13 protein-coding genes and 1 other RNA gene are annotated in these 14,184 nt (G+C 58.5%); 6 read left to right on the top strand and 8 right to left on the bottom strand.

Features of this window, described 5'->3' with window-relative positions; all coding sequences use genetic code 11:
- Positions 1 to 34: 34 nt before the first annotated feature.
- The 3 genes from IEI95_RS25760 to IEI95_RS25750 form a co-directional block, all read right to left on the bottom strand.
- Positions 35 to 2,005 (bottom strand): glycoside hydrolase family 3 protein, encoded by a 1,971-nt coding sequence (locus IEI95_RS25760; protein ID WP_156537876.1) that lies wholly within the window; start codon positions 2,003 to 2,005, stop codon positions 35 to 37.
- Positions 2,006 to 2,296: 291 nt separating this feature from the next.
- Positions 2,297 to 3,262 (bottom strand): NAD(+) diphosphatase, encoded by a 966-nt coding sequence (gene nudC, locus IEI95_RS25755; protein ID WP_156537875.1) that lies wholly within the window; start codon positions 3,260 to 3,262, stop codon positions 2,297 to 2,299.
- Positions 3,259 to 3,666, bottom strand: coding sequence for an HIT family protein (locus tag IEI95_RS25750; protein ID WP_156532531.1), 408 nt, complete (start codon positions 3,664 to 3,666; stop codon positions 3,259 to 3,261). Before IEI95_RS25750 ends, nudC begins: the two co-directional genes overlap by 4 nt.
- Positions 3,667 to 3,801: 135 nt before the next feature.
- On the opposite strand from IEI95_RS25750, the gene ffs reads away from it, so the two are divergent.
- The 3 genes from ffs (at position 3,802) to IEI95_RS25735 (ending at position 6,291) form a co-directional block, all read left to right on the top strand.
- Positions 3,802 to 3,898, top strand: an RNA gene (gene ffs, locus IEI95_RS25745) — signal recognition particle sRNA small type.
- A 71-nt stretch (positions 3,899 to 3,969) separates the two neighbouring features.
- Positions 3,970 to 5,868, top strand: coding sequence for a DNA polymerase III subunit gamma/tau (locus IEI95_RS25740; protein ID WP_156532530.1), 1,899 nt, complete (start codon positions 3,970 to 3,972; stop codon positions 5,866 to 5,868).
- Positions 5,869 to 5,967: 99 nt separating this feature from the next.
- A complete protein-coding gene (locus tag IEI95_RS25735) occupies positions 5,968 to 6,291 on the top strand; it encodes a YbaB/EbfC family nucleoid-associated protein (RefSeq protein ID WP_156537873.1) in 324 nt (107 codons plus the stop codon).
- Between the two features lie 36 nt (positions 6,292 to 6,327).
- Here the strand turns inward: IEI95_RS25735 and IEI95_RS25730 are convergent, their stop codons facing one another.
- Complete coding sequence (locus tag IEI95_RS25730) at positions 6,328 to 6,651, bottom strand: Rdx family protein (RefSeq protein WP_156532528.1); 324 nt, start codon at positions 6,649 to 6,651, stop codon at positions 6,328 to 6,330.
- Positions 6,652 to 6,791: 140 nt separating this feature from the next.
- Here IEI95_RS25730 and IEI95_RS25725 point away from each other — a divergent pair, with 140 nt between their 5' ends.
- A complete protein-coding gene (locus IEI95_RS25725; protein WP_012654592.1) occupies positions 6,792 to 6,980 on the top strand; it encodes a YegP family protein in 189 nt (62 codons plus the stop codon).
- Between the two features lie 49 nt (positions 6,981 to 7,029).
- Here IEI95_RS25725 and IEI95_RS25720 read toward each other — a convergent pair whose 3' ends face one another.
- Together IEI95_RS25720 and relB are read right to left on the bottom strand one after the other, a co-directional pair.
- Positions 7,030 to 7,554, bottom strand: coding sequence for a GNAT family N-acetyltransferase (locus tag IEI95_RS25720; protein ID WP_156532527.1), 525 nt, complete (start codon positions 7,552 to 7,554; stop codon positions 7,030 to 7,032).
- A gap of 16 nt (positions 7,555 to 7,570) precedes the next feature.
- Entirely contained in the window at positions 7,571 to 8,155 is a 585-nt protein-coding gene (gene relB / locus IEI95_RS25715; RefSeq protein ID WP_156532526.1) for a type II toxin-antitoxin system RelB family anti-toxin, read from the bottom strand.
- 184 nt (positions 8,156 to 8,339) lie between these two features.
- Here relB and ftsZ point away from each other — a divergent pair, with 184 nt between their 5' ends.
- Entirely contained in the window at positions 8,340 to 9,326 is a 987-nt protein-coding gene (gene ftsZ, locus IEI95_RS25710) for a cell division protein FtsZ (RefSeq protein WP_049777113.1), read from the top strand.
- An 87-nt stretch (positions 9,327 to 9,413) separates the two neighbouring features.
- The gene (gene lepA / locus IEI95_RS25705) at positions 9,414 to 11,237 is read left to right on the top strand and encodes a translation elongation factor 4 (RefSeq protein WP_060719491.1); all 1,824 of its coding nucleotides are present in this window, start codon (positions 9,414 to 9,416) and stop codon (positions 11,235 to 11,237) included.
- Between the two features lie 81 nt (positions 11,238 to 11,318).
- On the opposite strand, the gene IEI95_RS25700 is transcribed toward lepA, so the two are convergent.
- Positions 11,319 to 11,945: a ribonuclease D gene (locus tag IEI95_RS25700; RefSeq protein WP_012654597.1), complete on the bottom strand. Its 627-nt coding sequence runs from the start codon at positions 11,943 to 11,945 to the stop codon at positions 11,319 to 11,321.
- A 203-nt stretch (positions 11,946 to 12,148) separates the two neighbouring features.
- Complete coding sequence (locus IEI95_RS25695; protein WP_156532523.1) at positions 12,149 to 13,675, bottom strand: alkaline phosphatase family protein; 1,527 nt, start codon at positions 13,673 to 13,675, stop codon at positions 12,149 to 12,151.
- Between the last annotated feature and the right edge of the window lie 509 nt (positions 13,676 to 14,184).

Here is a 14,184-nt window from a genome sequence, read left to right as displayed (position 1 = left end):
AATGGCGGCGCGGTGCCGCCATTGCTTTGCGTATTCAATACTTCAGCGAATAGCCGATCTTATAGAGCGGCTTTTTCGAATCATGCGGTGTGCTGGGCGCCTGTGCCTCGACAGCCTGCATTGAAGACGGCAGTTCAAACGGCAGCTTGCCCCGCGCCTTCTGCTTGCCCTCGATGACATTGAACAGTGCCTCGTCACTGGCGCCGAAATTGCCGACCAACGCCTTTGTCTGGTCCTTCAGATTGGTGAGAATACTCGGGCGTGACAGAAACACCGTGGCAATAATCGGTGTCTTTCCGGCAATGGCTGTGACGGCGTCGTAATCGGGGTTGCCGGGCTTGAAGGATAGGTCGCCTTCCTCATGCCGCGCCCCGAAGAAATAGTTGGGATGCAAGCGCTCAAACGGTGCCATCAGACGGACCAGGGCAAAATCGGCCTCTTCCGGTTTTGTCACCACCTGATAACCGCGCTTCTGGGCAGTGGCGGCATCGACATTGAGAAGATAGACCTTCCTGCCAGGCTTGACCGGCAGAATCTTCCCCTTGTTTTGCAGAACAACCATGGCGCGGGCTTGGGCCTTTTCGCCCTCGGCGACAAAATCCGCGTTGCCAACGATGGCTTTGGCCTTTTGCGGATCGGCATAGGGGTTTTCGAACAGGCCCTGCTCGAATTTCTGGATCAGCAACCGCTTGGCTGACTGATCGATCCTGATTTCGCTGACTTTCTTGTCCTCCACGGCCTTCACCAGGATATCGGAGTTGGCGACGCCGCCGAATTGGTCGATGCCGGCATTCACCGCCTTGGCAAAACGATCCTCCCGGCTGAGATCCTCGACCCCCCAGGGCATGCCGAATGTGTCGGGCCGGATGATCGGGGTGTCGCCGGGCTTTTCGCCATTCAGGCATTCATCCTTGCAGTCATTGGTAATCAGCCAGTCGCTGACGACGACGCCGTCGAACTTGTAGCGCTTGCGCAGCAGATCCGTCAGCAATTGCTTGCTATAGCCTGCGGCGACGGGCTCCAGGGGTTTGCCATCAAGCTTGACGCCATCGACAATCGAATAGGTCGGCATGATGCCCGCCACCTTGGCGGCAAAGGCACCCTTGAAGGGGGTGACATGCTTTTCGAAGTCCTTAGCCTTGAACACCACATGGCGACCATAGGAGTTATGGCCGTCAAAGCCTTGCGGTGCTGCGCCATATCCCACCCAATGCTTGGCGACAGCGCTGACACTGCCGGGTTTCAGACCCGTGGTGCCGTTCTGGAAGCCTGCGACATAGGCCTCTGCCATGCGCCTGGAAATCTGCGGATCTTCTCCGAACGTGCCTGTCGAGCGTGGCCAGCGTGGTTCCGTGGCAAGATCGATTTGCGGTGACAAGGCCTGCTGGATGCCGACGGCAAGATATTCCTGCCGCGCGACATCGCCGAACCGGCGTGTCAGTTTCGCGTCGTCGAGCGCACCAAACCCCAGGCTTTCCGGCCATTTGGAAAAACCACCGCTCTGGGCCGAAGCGCCCAGCACATATTGGAAATGGTTGCGCGGGTCGGTGCTGATGGTCAGCGGAATGCCAAGTCGGCTTGCCTCGGCAATTTCCTGGAGCTTGTTGTTTTCTGCGGCCAGCTGTTCGGGCGGTAGGGATAGCCGGGTAATATAGGTGGCAACCTTGGCGTCGTTGATCAGGGGCTTGATCCGCTCCAGATCGTAACCGCTGCCGCGTCCCTGTCCGGCCTCCGATCCGGACGCCAAAGCTGGTGCCGTCCCATGCATCATCAACCCGGCCTTTTCGATGAGGGTCATCTGGCTGACGAGGTCACTTGCCCGTTCTGCCGGAGAACGTCGCCAATCCTCATAAGGGTCCAGGCGGCCGTTGCGGTTAAGATCCTTGAAGGTCTTTCCATCGACCGTGAGGATGGCCGCGGAACGGGCGGTGACGACAGGCTGGTTTTGAGCGATGGCAACAGACGCCATCAGAATGGCGCAGGACGCCAAGCTAAACATTTTCATCGATGATTTCCTGAATTGATGAATTTTCGCCGAAAAACGGGCCAAAAAACAGATGTCTGAAAGGCCGAGCGCGGAAGGCCTATCGAGGCACAGCCCGCCGTTTCACCGTGGCATTGGGTTTTGAAAGCAAAGATATATCCTCCCTCGAAATAGGCTATCGCGCGTGATGTTTTGCTTCATCGTCCGCTGACCCCTCCCATCGGACGATGACATCACATTCGCTTACCATAGCCTCACACGTTTTCCGCGTAAATGGTGTTAAAGGCCGTTCCAGACGCAGCATTCACCACCTTAACCAGCCTTGCCCCAGTCAAGCCAGTCGCTCATCAGCCGATGGGCAATGGTGCCGGGCGCGGGAGCCTTTATCGTTTCAGTCTCAAGATCAATCATTGCCTGCACCTCGGCCCGGCTGAACCAGCGGCAATCGGCCAGCTCGTTCTCATCGCGGGAAATCTCGAAGCTCAAGGCCTGTGCATAGCAACCGATCATCAACTGATGTGGCATCGGCCAGGGCTGGGACGCATGGTAGCGTACACGCCCGATGGTGATCGCGGCCTCCTCATAGGTCTCGCGCCGCACGGCGTTTTCGATGGTTTCCGCCGGTTCGACAAAGCCTGCGAGGCAGGAATACATGCCTTCGGGAAAATGCGCTCCACGTCCCAGCAGGCAGCGGTCGTTGTCCTCATCCAGCGTCATCATGATTACCACCGGATCAGTGCGTGGAAAGGCCATGCGCCCACAGGCAGGACATTCGCGCTTGTAGCCGCCAAGCCGCGGCTCCATCGGCTTGCCGCAGGTGCCGCAGAAGCGGTTCTCACTGTTCCAGTGTAAGAGGCTGAAACCCTGCGCCGCTTCGCCGACCAGTTCGGCCTCAATATTGGGATCACGAAACAGCTCGCGCGCCGTTAAAGCCTTGTAGCCAGTGGCAAGCTGCTCTTCGCTGATTGTCACGGGTACGGCAATGCGCGGCTCGCCGCTGGGGCGGCGCCCCAAAAGCACGGCATTGTCGAGGTCCGGTTGCAGGGCGGTCAGCTCGTAAGGTGCAAATAGCGGGTCCAGCACCAGTCCTTCATGCTTGAACACCAGCCGGTTGCCGGCAAAAGCCAGCACATGCATGCCCTCGGCCTTGAAAGCCTCGGAAAGGCTCTCTTCCGAGCGATGCTCGGCGTAGCGCTCCAGTCCGTTGCCGGCAAAAGCGGTGAGAGCGCTTGCCTCCGGATGCGGTGTATCGGTTTCAAACAGGGAAATTGGGGTCATGTCAGCGCGTCCAGAATTGTCGTTGTCATCGCCGCAAGGGCTGTGTCCGAGTAAGGCTCTGCCACCCCATGGCCCCAGATCGGCCCCGGCCAGTTCGGGTCGTTTTCAAAGCGGGCGACGACATGAACATGGAGCTGGCGCACCACATTGCCAATGGCGGCGATGTTGATCTTGGTGGCGCCGGTCGCGGTTTTTAAGGCGGCGCCGACGTGCACCTGTTCGTGCAGCAGCTGGATCTGGTCGTCCTTGGAAAGCTCGAAAATCTCAGCGACATCATTGCGGCGCGGCACGAGGATCAGCCAGGGCCAGCGGCTATCCCTGGACAGGCGCAGGTCGCTTAACGGCAGCTGCAAGATTGACTGGCTGTCGCGCGCCAGCCGTTCATCGAGACGGAAAAGCTCCAAGATCGGTCTCCTCAAGGTCATTTTGTTTTTACGCATGCCTGACCGTAAAGCCGATATCCACTTTTACCGGAAAGGCGAACAGTTTTTTTGGTCCTCGGCTTGCAATTGCCGCCGGAATTGCCGATATGTCGCTCGGGAGGTTGGTGGTGGACGAGCCACTCGCCAACCGGGTCAGGTCCGGAAGGAAGCAGCCCTAACGAGCGCGGCACGGGTCATCGTGCCAGCCTCCCACCCTTCATGTTTATGGCCAGTCCTTTTCAAGCGTGGCCGTATCCCGCCCGAAACGGGGAGACTGGCAGCGCGATGTCCGATCTGGAACCAACAGCACAAGCTGCTCCCGCGTCCGGCCAAGCCTCCGGTGCTTACCGGGTTCTGGCGCGCAAATATCGCCCCAAGGATTTTACGGACCTGATGGTCGGCCAGGAGCCGATGGTCCGCACCCTCACCAATGCCTTCGAAACAGGACGGATTGCCCAAGCCTATATGCTGACCGGTGTGCGCGGGGTCGGCAAGACCACGACCGCCCGCATTCTCGCCCGTGCGCTGAACTACAAGACCACTGAGATCGACCGCCCGACCATCGACCTGAAAATCCCCGGCGAGCATTGTCAGGCGATCATGGAAGGCCGCCATGTCGATGTGATCGAGATGGACGCCGCCTCTCATACCGGCATCGACGATATCAGGGAAATCATCGAGCAGGTACGCTACCGCCCGGTATCGGCCCGCTACAAGGTCTATATTATCGACGAAGTGCATATGCTCTCCACCGCTGCCTTCAACGGATTGTTGAAGACGCTGGAAGAGCCGCCGGAACACGTCAAATTCATCTTCGCCACCACCGAAATCCGCAAAGTGCCGATCACGGTGCTGTCACGCTGCCAGCGCTTCGATCTGCGCCGCATCAGCGCTGGCGATCTCGTCGGGTTGTTTTCCACCATTCTCTCCAAGGAAAATATCGAGGCGGAAGACGAGGCGCTGGCGATGATCGCCCGTGCCGCCGAGGGCTCAGCCCGTGACGGGCTTTCACTGCTCGATCAAGCCATTGCCCATGGTGCAGGGCGGGTGGAAGCAGACGCCGTGCGTGGGATGCTGGGTCTGGCCGACCGCGCCCGGGTGGTCGATCTGTTTGGTCATATCGTGCTCGGCGATGTCGCGGCAGCTCTTTCGGAATTCAACAGTCAATATGAAGCTGGCGCCAGCCCGAGCGTGGTGCTGACCGATCTTGCTGATTTTACCCATCTGGTGACGCGGCTGAAATATGTACCCAATGGTGCCAATGACCCGTCGCTGAGTGAAGTCGAGCGGGTGCGGGGGGCGGACTACGCCGAGAGCGTTGCCGTCACCACGCTGTCGCGCATCTGGCAAATGTTGCTCAAGGGCATTCCTGAGGTGGAAAATGCCTCCCGTCAGGCCGGTGCCGCCGAAATGGTGCTAATCCGGCTGGCTCATGCCGCCCATCTGCCTTCGCCGGAAGAAGCGGCGCGCCGTCTGCTGGATATGGCGCAGGATGGCGGTGGTGCGCCGCAGGGGACCAGTCCCAGAGGCGGTAATGGTGGCGGTGGCGCATCGGCCAGCTATGGCGGGCAGGCAGTTGCACGGGCATCGAGCGATCCGGCCCCACGTGCATTAGGCCAACCACAGCCGACCGCGCATTTGCAGGTGGTACCCAAGGCATCACCGTCGCCTGACATTGCCGCCCGCCCAGAGACAAAACCTGACATCCAACCGGATGTGCCGGAGCCCAAGGTTCCTGTGCGGTCGCTGGATGACATCGTCAATCTCTGTACCGCAAACCGCGATCCGAAGCTGAAAGCCTTGACCCGCGCCTATGTGCGGCTGGTGAAGCTGGAAAACGGCAGGCTGGAGATTAATCTGCCGCCGGAGGCACCGAAATCGCTGGTTGGTGATCTGCAAAAGCGGCTGGAGGAATGGACCGATATCCGCTGGATGGTGATCCTTAGCCGCGAGCCGGGGGAAAAGACCCTGGCCGAGCAGGAAAAGAGCGATCACGAAGCGCGGATGACCGATGCAGCCGCCGATCCGGATGTGATGGCGATCCTGTCGCGCTTTCCCGGTGCGAAAATCACCGACGTGCGCATCCGAACCGTCACGGAGGAAGAGGACGAGGCCCTGCCGCCGCCAGCGGCCGCCGAATCCGCCGAGGGCGATATTCTTCCCGGAGATGATATCGAGTTTTAGAGTTTAGCCGGCTTATCATCTGTCGCGGAAGCGTGAAACCGCTGCGCGTCTGACAGACGAAGCCAAGAACAACGGACTATATTAAAGGAGGCAGGTCATATGCGCGACATCATGGGCATGATGGGCAAGGTCAAGGAAATGCAGGCCAAGATGGAGAAGATGCAGGAGGAGATTGCATCGCTTCAGGTCGAGGGCAAATCCGGCGGCGGGTTGGTGACTGTGGCGATGACCGGCAAGGGTGAGTTGAAGGGCCTGAAGATCGATCCGTCGCTTTTCAAGGAAGACGACGTGGAAATCCTCGAAGACCTGATCGTCGCGGCTCACAAGGACGCCAAGGACAAGGCCGAGGCTATCGCTGCCGAAAAGACCAAGGACATGACCGCCGGTCTGCCGATCCCGCCCGGTTTCAAGCTGCCGTTTTAAGTTGATCGCGACAGTTCCGAATTCGTAAAGGCGAGGTCATTCCTCGCCTTTTTCCGTCTTGCCATGAGTGCGGTCGACATGACCGAGATCCTTGCCGGGTTCGATCACATCACGCACCCGCTGTTTCAATTCCTTTGGCCCCGGAAATCCGCCGTCGCGCTTGCGTTCCCAGATCAGCGCACCATTGACGCGGATCTCGAAATTACCGCCTGTGCCGGGGATCAGGCCCACTTCGCCTAGGCTATCGCCAAAGGTTTGCAAGAGTTCCTGTGCCATCCAGGCGGCGCGCAGCAACCAATTGCATTGGGTGCAGTAGAGAATGGTGATTTTGGGTTTAGCGGTTGCAGATTCATAGGTCATTGGGACAAGGCTCTCAGTGTTTGGTATAGGTCGTGTTGGCGCATAAATACAGCATAAGTGAAATTGAATTTGGACTTTTCCCGGTGTAGGCTTGGGCGTGATCGTCCGAGACTTGTTCAACACCAGCGAGGGAGGGAATAATGTACAAATTTGAAGTCTATAAAGACAAGGCAGGCGAATTCCGGTTTCGGTTCAAGGCGTCGAATGGCGAAACAATGTTCAGCTCTGAAGGCTACAAGGCAAAAGCCTCAGTGATGAGCGCGATTGCCTCCATTCAGAAAAATGCGCCTGAGGCAAAGATCGAAGACCAGACCACGGCAACTGTCTGATAGGGCGTGATCGGCGTGGCCAAATTGCCTCGCCGATGTGTCCAAGCTCTTATAGAGAGCCCACACGCTTGTAGAAAATCGTCGTATCGCAGAAGCGCCCGTCGGGAAACAGCGCATAATCCGGCACGACACCGGTCCGCGTCCAGCCCAGCTTTTCATAAATTGCTTCGGCTTGTTCTCCGGTTGCCGTATCCAGCACGAGCAAGGTCTTGCTTGCGCGCGCTGCCTGCCATTCGGCCTCGGCCATCAACAAGCGCGACAAGCCAAGTCCACGGGCCGAGCGATGCACCAGCAATTTCTTGATGTCGGCGCGGTGCGGCTGGTTGGGCGGCTGTTTCATGCCGATCTGTACCGTACCCACCACGGCTCCCTGATGTTCTGCCACCAGCAGCAGGCTATCACCCGCCTCGACAGCATTGGCGACGCCCTCCCAAAAAGGCCGGGCCGTTTCGAGGTCGAAGGGCAGCATGAAACCCACCGATGCGCCGCCATTGACGCAATCGCAGAGGATTTCACAGAGGTCGGGGATTGCTTCACGGGCGTCAGAGGCGTTTAGCAGCCGAATTGCAGTCATGGTCATTTCCTTCGAATCAGCGGCCAAGATCGATGATCACGCCGTAGCGGGCAGGGCGGTCCGTGGGGTTATGAAAGGCGTGGACCTCGCTGATATCCATATAAAGACAGTCGCCCGGCTCCAGCCGGTGAACGGTATCGCCGACGGTCAACTCGATAATGCCTTCAAACAGCCAGACATGTTGCCATTGCCTGCTGCTGGGATGGGGGCTGGCAGGCTGTGCGGAAAATTGGACAAGCCCCCCCGGCGGCAGCTCCACCTCCACCACATCGACCCGCGCACCGGTGCCGGGTGCGGAAACGGCGCGGCGCATATAGCCGGTTTCGGGGTCTTGCCACACTGGCTGGTTGGCGTGGCGCATCAAGGGTGAGCCATGATTGGGTTCGGCAAAAAATATCGAAAGCGATTGACCCAGCGCCGAGCATAGCCGTGCCAGCAGGGTGGCGGTCGGGCTGGCTTCGGCTCGCTCGATACGGGAAATCATGGCCCGGCTGACGCCGGAGAGATCCGCCAACTGGTCGAGTGTCAGGCCGCGTGTGGTACGGATCGCTTTCAGCCTTGCGGCAATGGCGAGAGTAAGGGTATCAGGCGTATTTTCCATGATATAAGAAATATAGTATCTTATAGTGGAGTCAATAACCTTTCTCGTGCGGCTCACAGCAGCAAAATCACGTTTTATCAACAAGCCTCTTGCATGTCGCCCAACTCCCGGCCTTTTTCGCGTGCCAAGAGAGCGTATGATTCGCACGACAGGACGAGTCGAGCACAACCCCAAGGAGACAGACGTGATTGAGATCAGAAAACCGCAAATCGAGGAAATGCGGCCGAAGATTACCGTCATCGGGGTTGGTGGTGGGGGCGGCAATGCCGTCAACAACATGATCAACGAAGGCCTGCAAGGCGTCGATTTCATTGCCGCCAATACCGATGCCCAGGCGCTGACCATGTCGAGAGCCCCGCGCCTCATTCAGCTTGGTGCCGAAATGACCGAGGGTCTCGGTGCCGGTTCGGTGCCGGAAACCGGACGGATGGCCGCCGAAGAATCCCTGCATGAAGTGATGGATCACCTGGCCGGCACCCATATGTGCTTCGTCACCGCTGGCATGGGCGGTGGCACGGGGACAGGTGCAGCGCCGGTGATTGCGCGTGCGGCCCGCGAGGCCGGTATTCTGACGGTCGGTGTCGTGACCAAGCCTTTCAGCTTTGAAGGCCGCCGCCGTATGCAGGCTGCCGAAGAAGGCATCGAGCGGCTGCGTGAAGCCGCCGATACGGTGATCGTCATCCCCAACCAGAACCTGTTTCGCATTGCCGATGCCAAGACCACCTTTGCCGACGCCTTCGTGATTGCCGACAAGGTGCTGTTCTCGGGCGTCTCCTGCATTACCGACCTGATCGTCAAGGAAGGCCTGATCAATCTGGACTTCGCCGACGTGAAATCCGTCATGAAGGGCATGGGCCGGGCGATGATGGGCACCGGCGAGGCGACCGGCGACAGCCGCGCCATGAAGGCGGCGGAAGCGGCGATTGCCAATCCGCTGCTGGACGAAGTGTCGATGCGCGGCGCGCGGGGCGTGCTGATCTCGATTTCCGGCGGCATGGACATGACGCTGTTCGAGGTCGACGAAGCCGCCACCCGCATCCGCGACGAGGTCTATGACGAGGCCGATATCGTCGTCGGCGCGATCTTCGACAAGGAACTGGACGGCACGTTCCGAGTGTCGGTGGTCGCCACCGGGCTTGGCGAAGAGGGCGACCATCAGCAGGCACGCTGATTTCGCCCGACCTTTGTCAAAATTATCCTTCAAATGCCCCGCATTTCCGCTTTGCGGCATGCGGGCGCGCTGCTATATGCGCAGGCCATGAGCACACAGAACCGCACGCCTCTCGACCATATCCGCAACTTTTCCATCGTCGCCCATATCGACCATGGAAAATCGACGCTGGCCGACCGCCTGATCCAGACCACCGGTGGCCTGGCAGAGCGTGATATGTCGGAGCAGGTGCTCGATAGCATGGATATCGAGCGTGAGCGCGGCATCACCATCAAGGCGCAAACCGTGCGCCTGCACTATAAGGCCAATGATGGTGAAACCTATGTGCTGAACCTGATCGACACGCCCGGCCATGTCGACTTCGCCTATGAAGTCTCGCGGTCGCTGTCGGCCTGTGAAGGTTCGCTGCTGGTGGTGGATGCGTCCCAGGGGGTCGAGGCCCAAACGCTGGCCAATGTCTATCAGGCTATCGACAACAACCATGAGATCGTCACCGTTCTCAACAAGATCGACCTGCCTGCCGCCGAACCGGACCGAATCAAGGAACAGATCGAAGAAGTCATCGGCATCGATGCTTCTGAAGCCGTGCTGATTTCCGCCAAGACCGGGCTTGGCATTCCTGATGTGCTGGAAGCCATTGTCAAACATTTGCCGGCGCCGAAAAGTGAGCTGGGCGACAAAGGCCCGTTGAAAGCACTGCTGGTCGATAGCTGGTATGATACATATCTGGGCGTTATGGTTCTGGTGCGCGTCATCGACGGTGTTTTGACCAAGGGTCAGACTATCAGGATGATGGGGACGGACGCGAAATATCAGGTGGAGCGTGTCGGCGTTTTGACGCCGAAAATGCTGGCCGTCGACAGTCTTGGTCCCGGCGAAATCGGCTTTTTTACCGGCTCGATCAAGGAAGTGGCCGATACCCGCGTCGGCGATACCATCACGGAAGACAAGCGCCCGACAGCCACCATGCTGCCCGGTTTCAAGCCTGCCCAGCCTGTGGTGTTCTGTGGGCTCTTTCCAGTCGATGCAGCTGATTTTGAAGATCTGCGTTCAGCGATGGGCAAACTTCGCCTCAATGACGCGAGCTTTTCGTTTGAAATGGAAAGCTCGGCGGCTCTCGGCTTCGGCTTCCGCTGCGGCTTCCTTGGCTTGCTGCATCTGGAAATAATTCAGGAGCGGCTGGAGCGTGAGTTCGACCTTGACCTGATCGCCACGGCGCCTTCGGTTGTCTACAAGCTGTTCATGACCGATGGCAGCGAGCGTGAATTGCACAACCCGGCGGACATGCCGGATGTGGTGCGAATCTCGGAAATACACGAACCGTGGATCAAGGCAACGATCTTGACGCCGGATGACTATCTCGGCGGCATTCTCAAGCTCTGCCAGGACCGTCGTGGTGTGCAGACCGAGCTGACCTATGTCGGCAAGCGCGCCATGCTGACCTATGAACTACCGCTCAATGAAGTGGTGTTTGATTTCTACGACCGATTGAAGTCGATCTCCAAGGGCTATGCTTCTTTCGACTATCACCTTGACGCTTATCGCGAAGGCAATTTGGTCAAGATGTCGATCATGGTCAACGGCGAGCCCGTCGATGCTCTGTCGATGCTGGTGCATCGATCGGCAGCGGAAAAGCGCGGTCGCGACATGTGTGAGAAGCTGAAGGATCTTATTCCGCGGCATATGTTCAAGATTCCGATCCAGGCTGCCATCGGCGGCAATGTGATCGCGCGTGAGACCATTTCAGCAATGCGCAAGGACGTGACTGCCAAGTGCTACGGTGGCGATGCCAGCCGCAAGCGCAAGCTGCTGGACAAGCAGAAGGCCGGTAAGAAGCGGATGCGCCAGTTCGGCAAGGTCGAAATCCCGCAGGAAGCCTTTATCGCGGCGCTGAAAATGAGCGACGAATAACGGGTTAACGTGGATAGCATTCAACAAAAAAGGCGGAAAACCGGGAGGTTTTCCGCCTTTTTCGATCAATATAATACCAGTTCAGCTATGGGCGAAAATATCGGTCTCTTCCCAGCCGAGCAGGTCCAGCTTGGCCCGGGTCGGCAGGAACTCGAAGCAGGCGGTGGCGTGGTCCATGCGGCCATCGCGCACCAGCCGGGCGGTCAGCTTGTCGCGCAGCGCATGCAGATAGAGCACGTCGGAGGCGGCATATTCGAGCTGCGCCGGAGACAGCGTTTCCGCCGCCCAGTCGGAGGATTGCTGGGCCTTGGACACATCCACATCCAGCATTTCCTTGAGATTGTCCTTTAGTCCATGCCGGTCGGTATAGGTGCGCGACAGGCGCGAGGCGATCTTCGTGCAGAACACCGGCGTGGTGGTGACACCAAACGTGTGGAACAGCACGGCGATGTCGAACCGGCCATAATGGAAGATTTTTTCCCGGGTCGGGTCTTCCAGCAGGGCGGTCAGGTTGGGGGCCTGGCGCTGGCCCGGCGCAATGCGGATCACGTCGGCAGTACCGTCACCTGGCGAAAGCTGCACCACGCAGAGCCGGTCGCGGCGAGGGATAAGCCCCAGCGTTTCGGTGTCGATGGCGATGGCGCGGGTATAGCGCGCCGCGTCTTCGCTGCTGATATCACCTTCATGGTAGCGAATGGTGGAAGCCATGCCTGTCTCCTGCTGTCTCTTTGGTCTTTGTGCGGCCTACTGCATAATTCCTTAAATCGGAATCGATTTAAGGAGAAAATTATGCAGCAGATATAAAGCGCTACAGCGAACCTTTGTGCGCCATATATGGCGCACGGCGCTGTATAGCGGAAACAGTCGTGCAGCGATACCGAATATCAAGAACCACGCCTGAAATCATCACGTCACAGTTTCGGATTGCTCACCGGTCCTTCGTCGCAAAGCTCGGTATAGGCCAAGGTCTGGTCCAGATGCTCGGCGCGAAGCGATAACAGCTTTTCGGCATAATGCAGCCTTATCGCACCATATGCCGGGTCCTCTGCTAGGTTGGTCAACTCGCCCGGGTCAGCCTGAAGATCGAACAGCAGCGGTGGCATTCCGGCAAAATGCACATATTTGAATTTTTCGTCACGGATCACGGCGAGATTGCACTGGCTGGATTTCAGACCGAGGGCATTCTCCGTGGAATTTGTCACCACTTCCCGAAAATCGAACTCCCAGAACGCGTGGTCTCGCCAGTCATCAGGCCGTGTGCCAGCAAGAAATGGTAGCAGGGAACCGCCGTCCTGATGATTGAGCGGGCTGACGCCCATCCGGTCCAGCAGCGTCGGCATCAGGTCGGCGGCGCTGGTGAAGGTTTCCACCACTTGCCCGTGGGTGCTAGTGTTCGCCGGATCGCGGATCACCAGTGGAATGTGATAGCTGCCATCATAGACACCGCCCTTGCCCAGCATCCAGTGGTCACCCAGCATTTCGGCATGGTCGGAGGTGAAGACGATGATTGTGTCGTCCCAGGTGCCGCTGTCTTTCAGGGCATCAATGATCCGGCCAAATTGGGCATCGACCTCGGCGATCATGCCGTAATAGGTGGCGCGGATTACGTCGATCTGTTCTGAACTCCAGTCGCAGACGCGGCCTTCGGCGCCGGCAATGAAAGAGGATTGAGGCAGCTGCGGCAGCATCAGCTCTGCCAGTGGATGCACGGCCATTTCCGCTTCCAGCGTCGGATGACGCACAGGTTTGGGTCCACTGCCCGGCGTAAACATCCGGTTATAGGGTTCGGGAACACAGAAGGGCGGATGTGGGCGCAGGAAGGAAATATGCGCAAACCACGGGCGCGTCTGCTCCTCGCGCCAGTTCAGGAAAGCCTCGGCCAGAAACGCGGTCGGGGTTTCTTCCGCACTATAGGCCGGTGGTTCCTGATTGGGCTGGACTGGCCGCTCCTGCCCGGTCTGATGGAGTTCGCGCCCGGGCCGCACGCCGCCGCGCCGGGTTTTCAACCAGCTCAGCCATTGCCGATCATCTTCCAGCAGCAATTGCCCAACCGTAAAGCCCGGCAACACGCCCTCGTAACTGGTCAGATGCGGGTCGGCGGGGGGCAGGTGGCGCGGATCGAGAGATACATCGGTATAGCCAAACAGCGTCGGATCGTAACCGGCCCGGCGTGCCGCCAGCGCCACCGTGTCGAAACGGGCATCGAGTGGCGAGCCGTTGCGACAGACCCGGTTGTTCATCTGGTAAAGCCCGGTATAGATCGCCGCCCGCGCCGGCGAGCAAGGGGCGGCTGCGGCGAAATGTCGATGAAACAACAGGCCTTCTGCCGCCAACCGGTCAACATTGGGGGTCTGCACCACGGGATGGCCGACCGCTGACAGGCAATCGCCCCGCCATTGGTCCGCGGTGATCAGCAGGATATTCGGCTTTTTCTGCATGGATGAGGTCTTTGCTTGTTTTGCCACGGACGCGATGTGCAAAATTTATATCGGCGAGGATCTGGTTTTCCTAGGACGGTTTTTGGGTCTTTCTAAGGTCCATGCAGGCTTGGTTTTCGAGCTTGGCTTCCAGCGGGGGGCTTTGTCTGTCAGGCCATTGCGCCGATAGGTCTCGTGGGCAATCTTCCAACTCTGCTCGCGCTTGATCCGGTGGCTATGCAATCGTCTCGATTGGAAGTGCGCAAATTCTACTCATTCCCTAGCTGATGATCGGCGATGGAGGGTAAAAGGGCTCCGTTTATGGATAGATTTCGTCAAACGCCGGTATTTTCATGCTTTCGCTATGCGCTGAATACATTGCTGCAATGCGGTATTAACGATATTCATCCCTGGGAAATCCTCTATATTGAAATCATCGAAGCGACGCACTCCTCCTCCCAGTGTCGCTTTGAAGGGATCGGCGATACTCCTCCTCCCAATTGCCGATCAAGTTCAAGAGCCCGACGCAT

It is taken from the genome of Agrobacterium vitis, assembly GCF_014926405.1.
Lineage (GTDB): Bacteria > Pseudomonadota > Alphaproteobacteria > Rhizobiales > Rhizobiaceae > Allorhizobium > Allorhizobium vitis_H.
This window is presented reverse-complemented; position numbering and strand designations above follow the sequence as displayed.

Excerpts from the sequence above, each read along its gene's own strand:
- IEI95_RS25720 (WP_156532527.1), bottom strand. The coding sequence starts at position 7,554 with ATGACTGCAATTCGGCTGCTAAACGCCTCTGACGCCCGTGAAGCAATC.
- IEI95_RS25700 (WP_012654597.1), bottom strand. The coding sequence starts at position 11,945 with ATGGCTTCCACCATTCGCTACCATGAAGGTGATATCAGCAGCGAAGAC.
- IEI95_RS25730 (WP_156532528.1), bottom strand. The coding sequence starts at position 6,651 with ATGACCTATGAATCTGCAACCGCTAAACCCAAAATCACCATTCTCTAC.
- lepA (WP_060719491.1), top strand. The coding sequence starts at position 9,414 with ATGAGCACACAGAACCGCACGCCTCTCGACCATATCCGCAACTTTTCC.
- IEI95_RS25725 (WP_012654592.1), top strand. The coding sequence starts at position 6,792 with ATGTACAAATTTGAAGTCTATAAAGACAAGGCAGGCGAATTCCGGTTT.
- IEI95_RS25695 (WP_156532523.1), bottom strand. The coding sequence starts at position 13,675 with ATGCAGAAAAAGCCGAATATCCTGCTGATCACCGCGGACCAATGGCGG.
- IEI95_RS25760 (WP_156537876.1), bottom strand. The coding sequence starts at position 2,005 with ATGAAAATGTTTAGCTTGGCGTCCTGCGCCATTCTGATGGCGTCTGTT.
- IEI95_RS25735 (WP_156537873.1), top strand. The coding sequence starts at position 5,968 with ATGCGCGACATCATGGGCATGATGGGCAAGGTCAAGGAAATGCAGGCC.
- nudC (WP_156537875.1), bottom strand. The coding sequence starts at position 3,262 with ATGACCCCAATTTCCCTGTTTGAAACCGATACACCGCATCCGGAGGCA.
- IEI95_RS25740 (WP_156532530.1), top strand. The coding sequence starts at position 3,970 with ATGTCCGATCTGGAACCAACAGCACAAGCTGCTCCCGCGTCCGGCCAA.
- relB (WP_156532526.1), bottom strand. The coding sequence starts at position 8,155 with ATGGAAAATACGCCTGATACCCTTACTCTCGCCATTGCCGCAAGGCTG.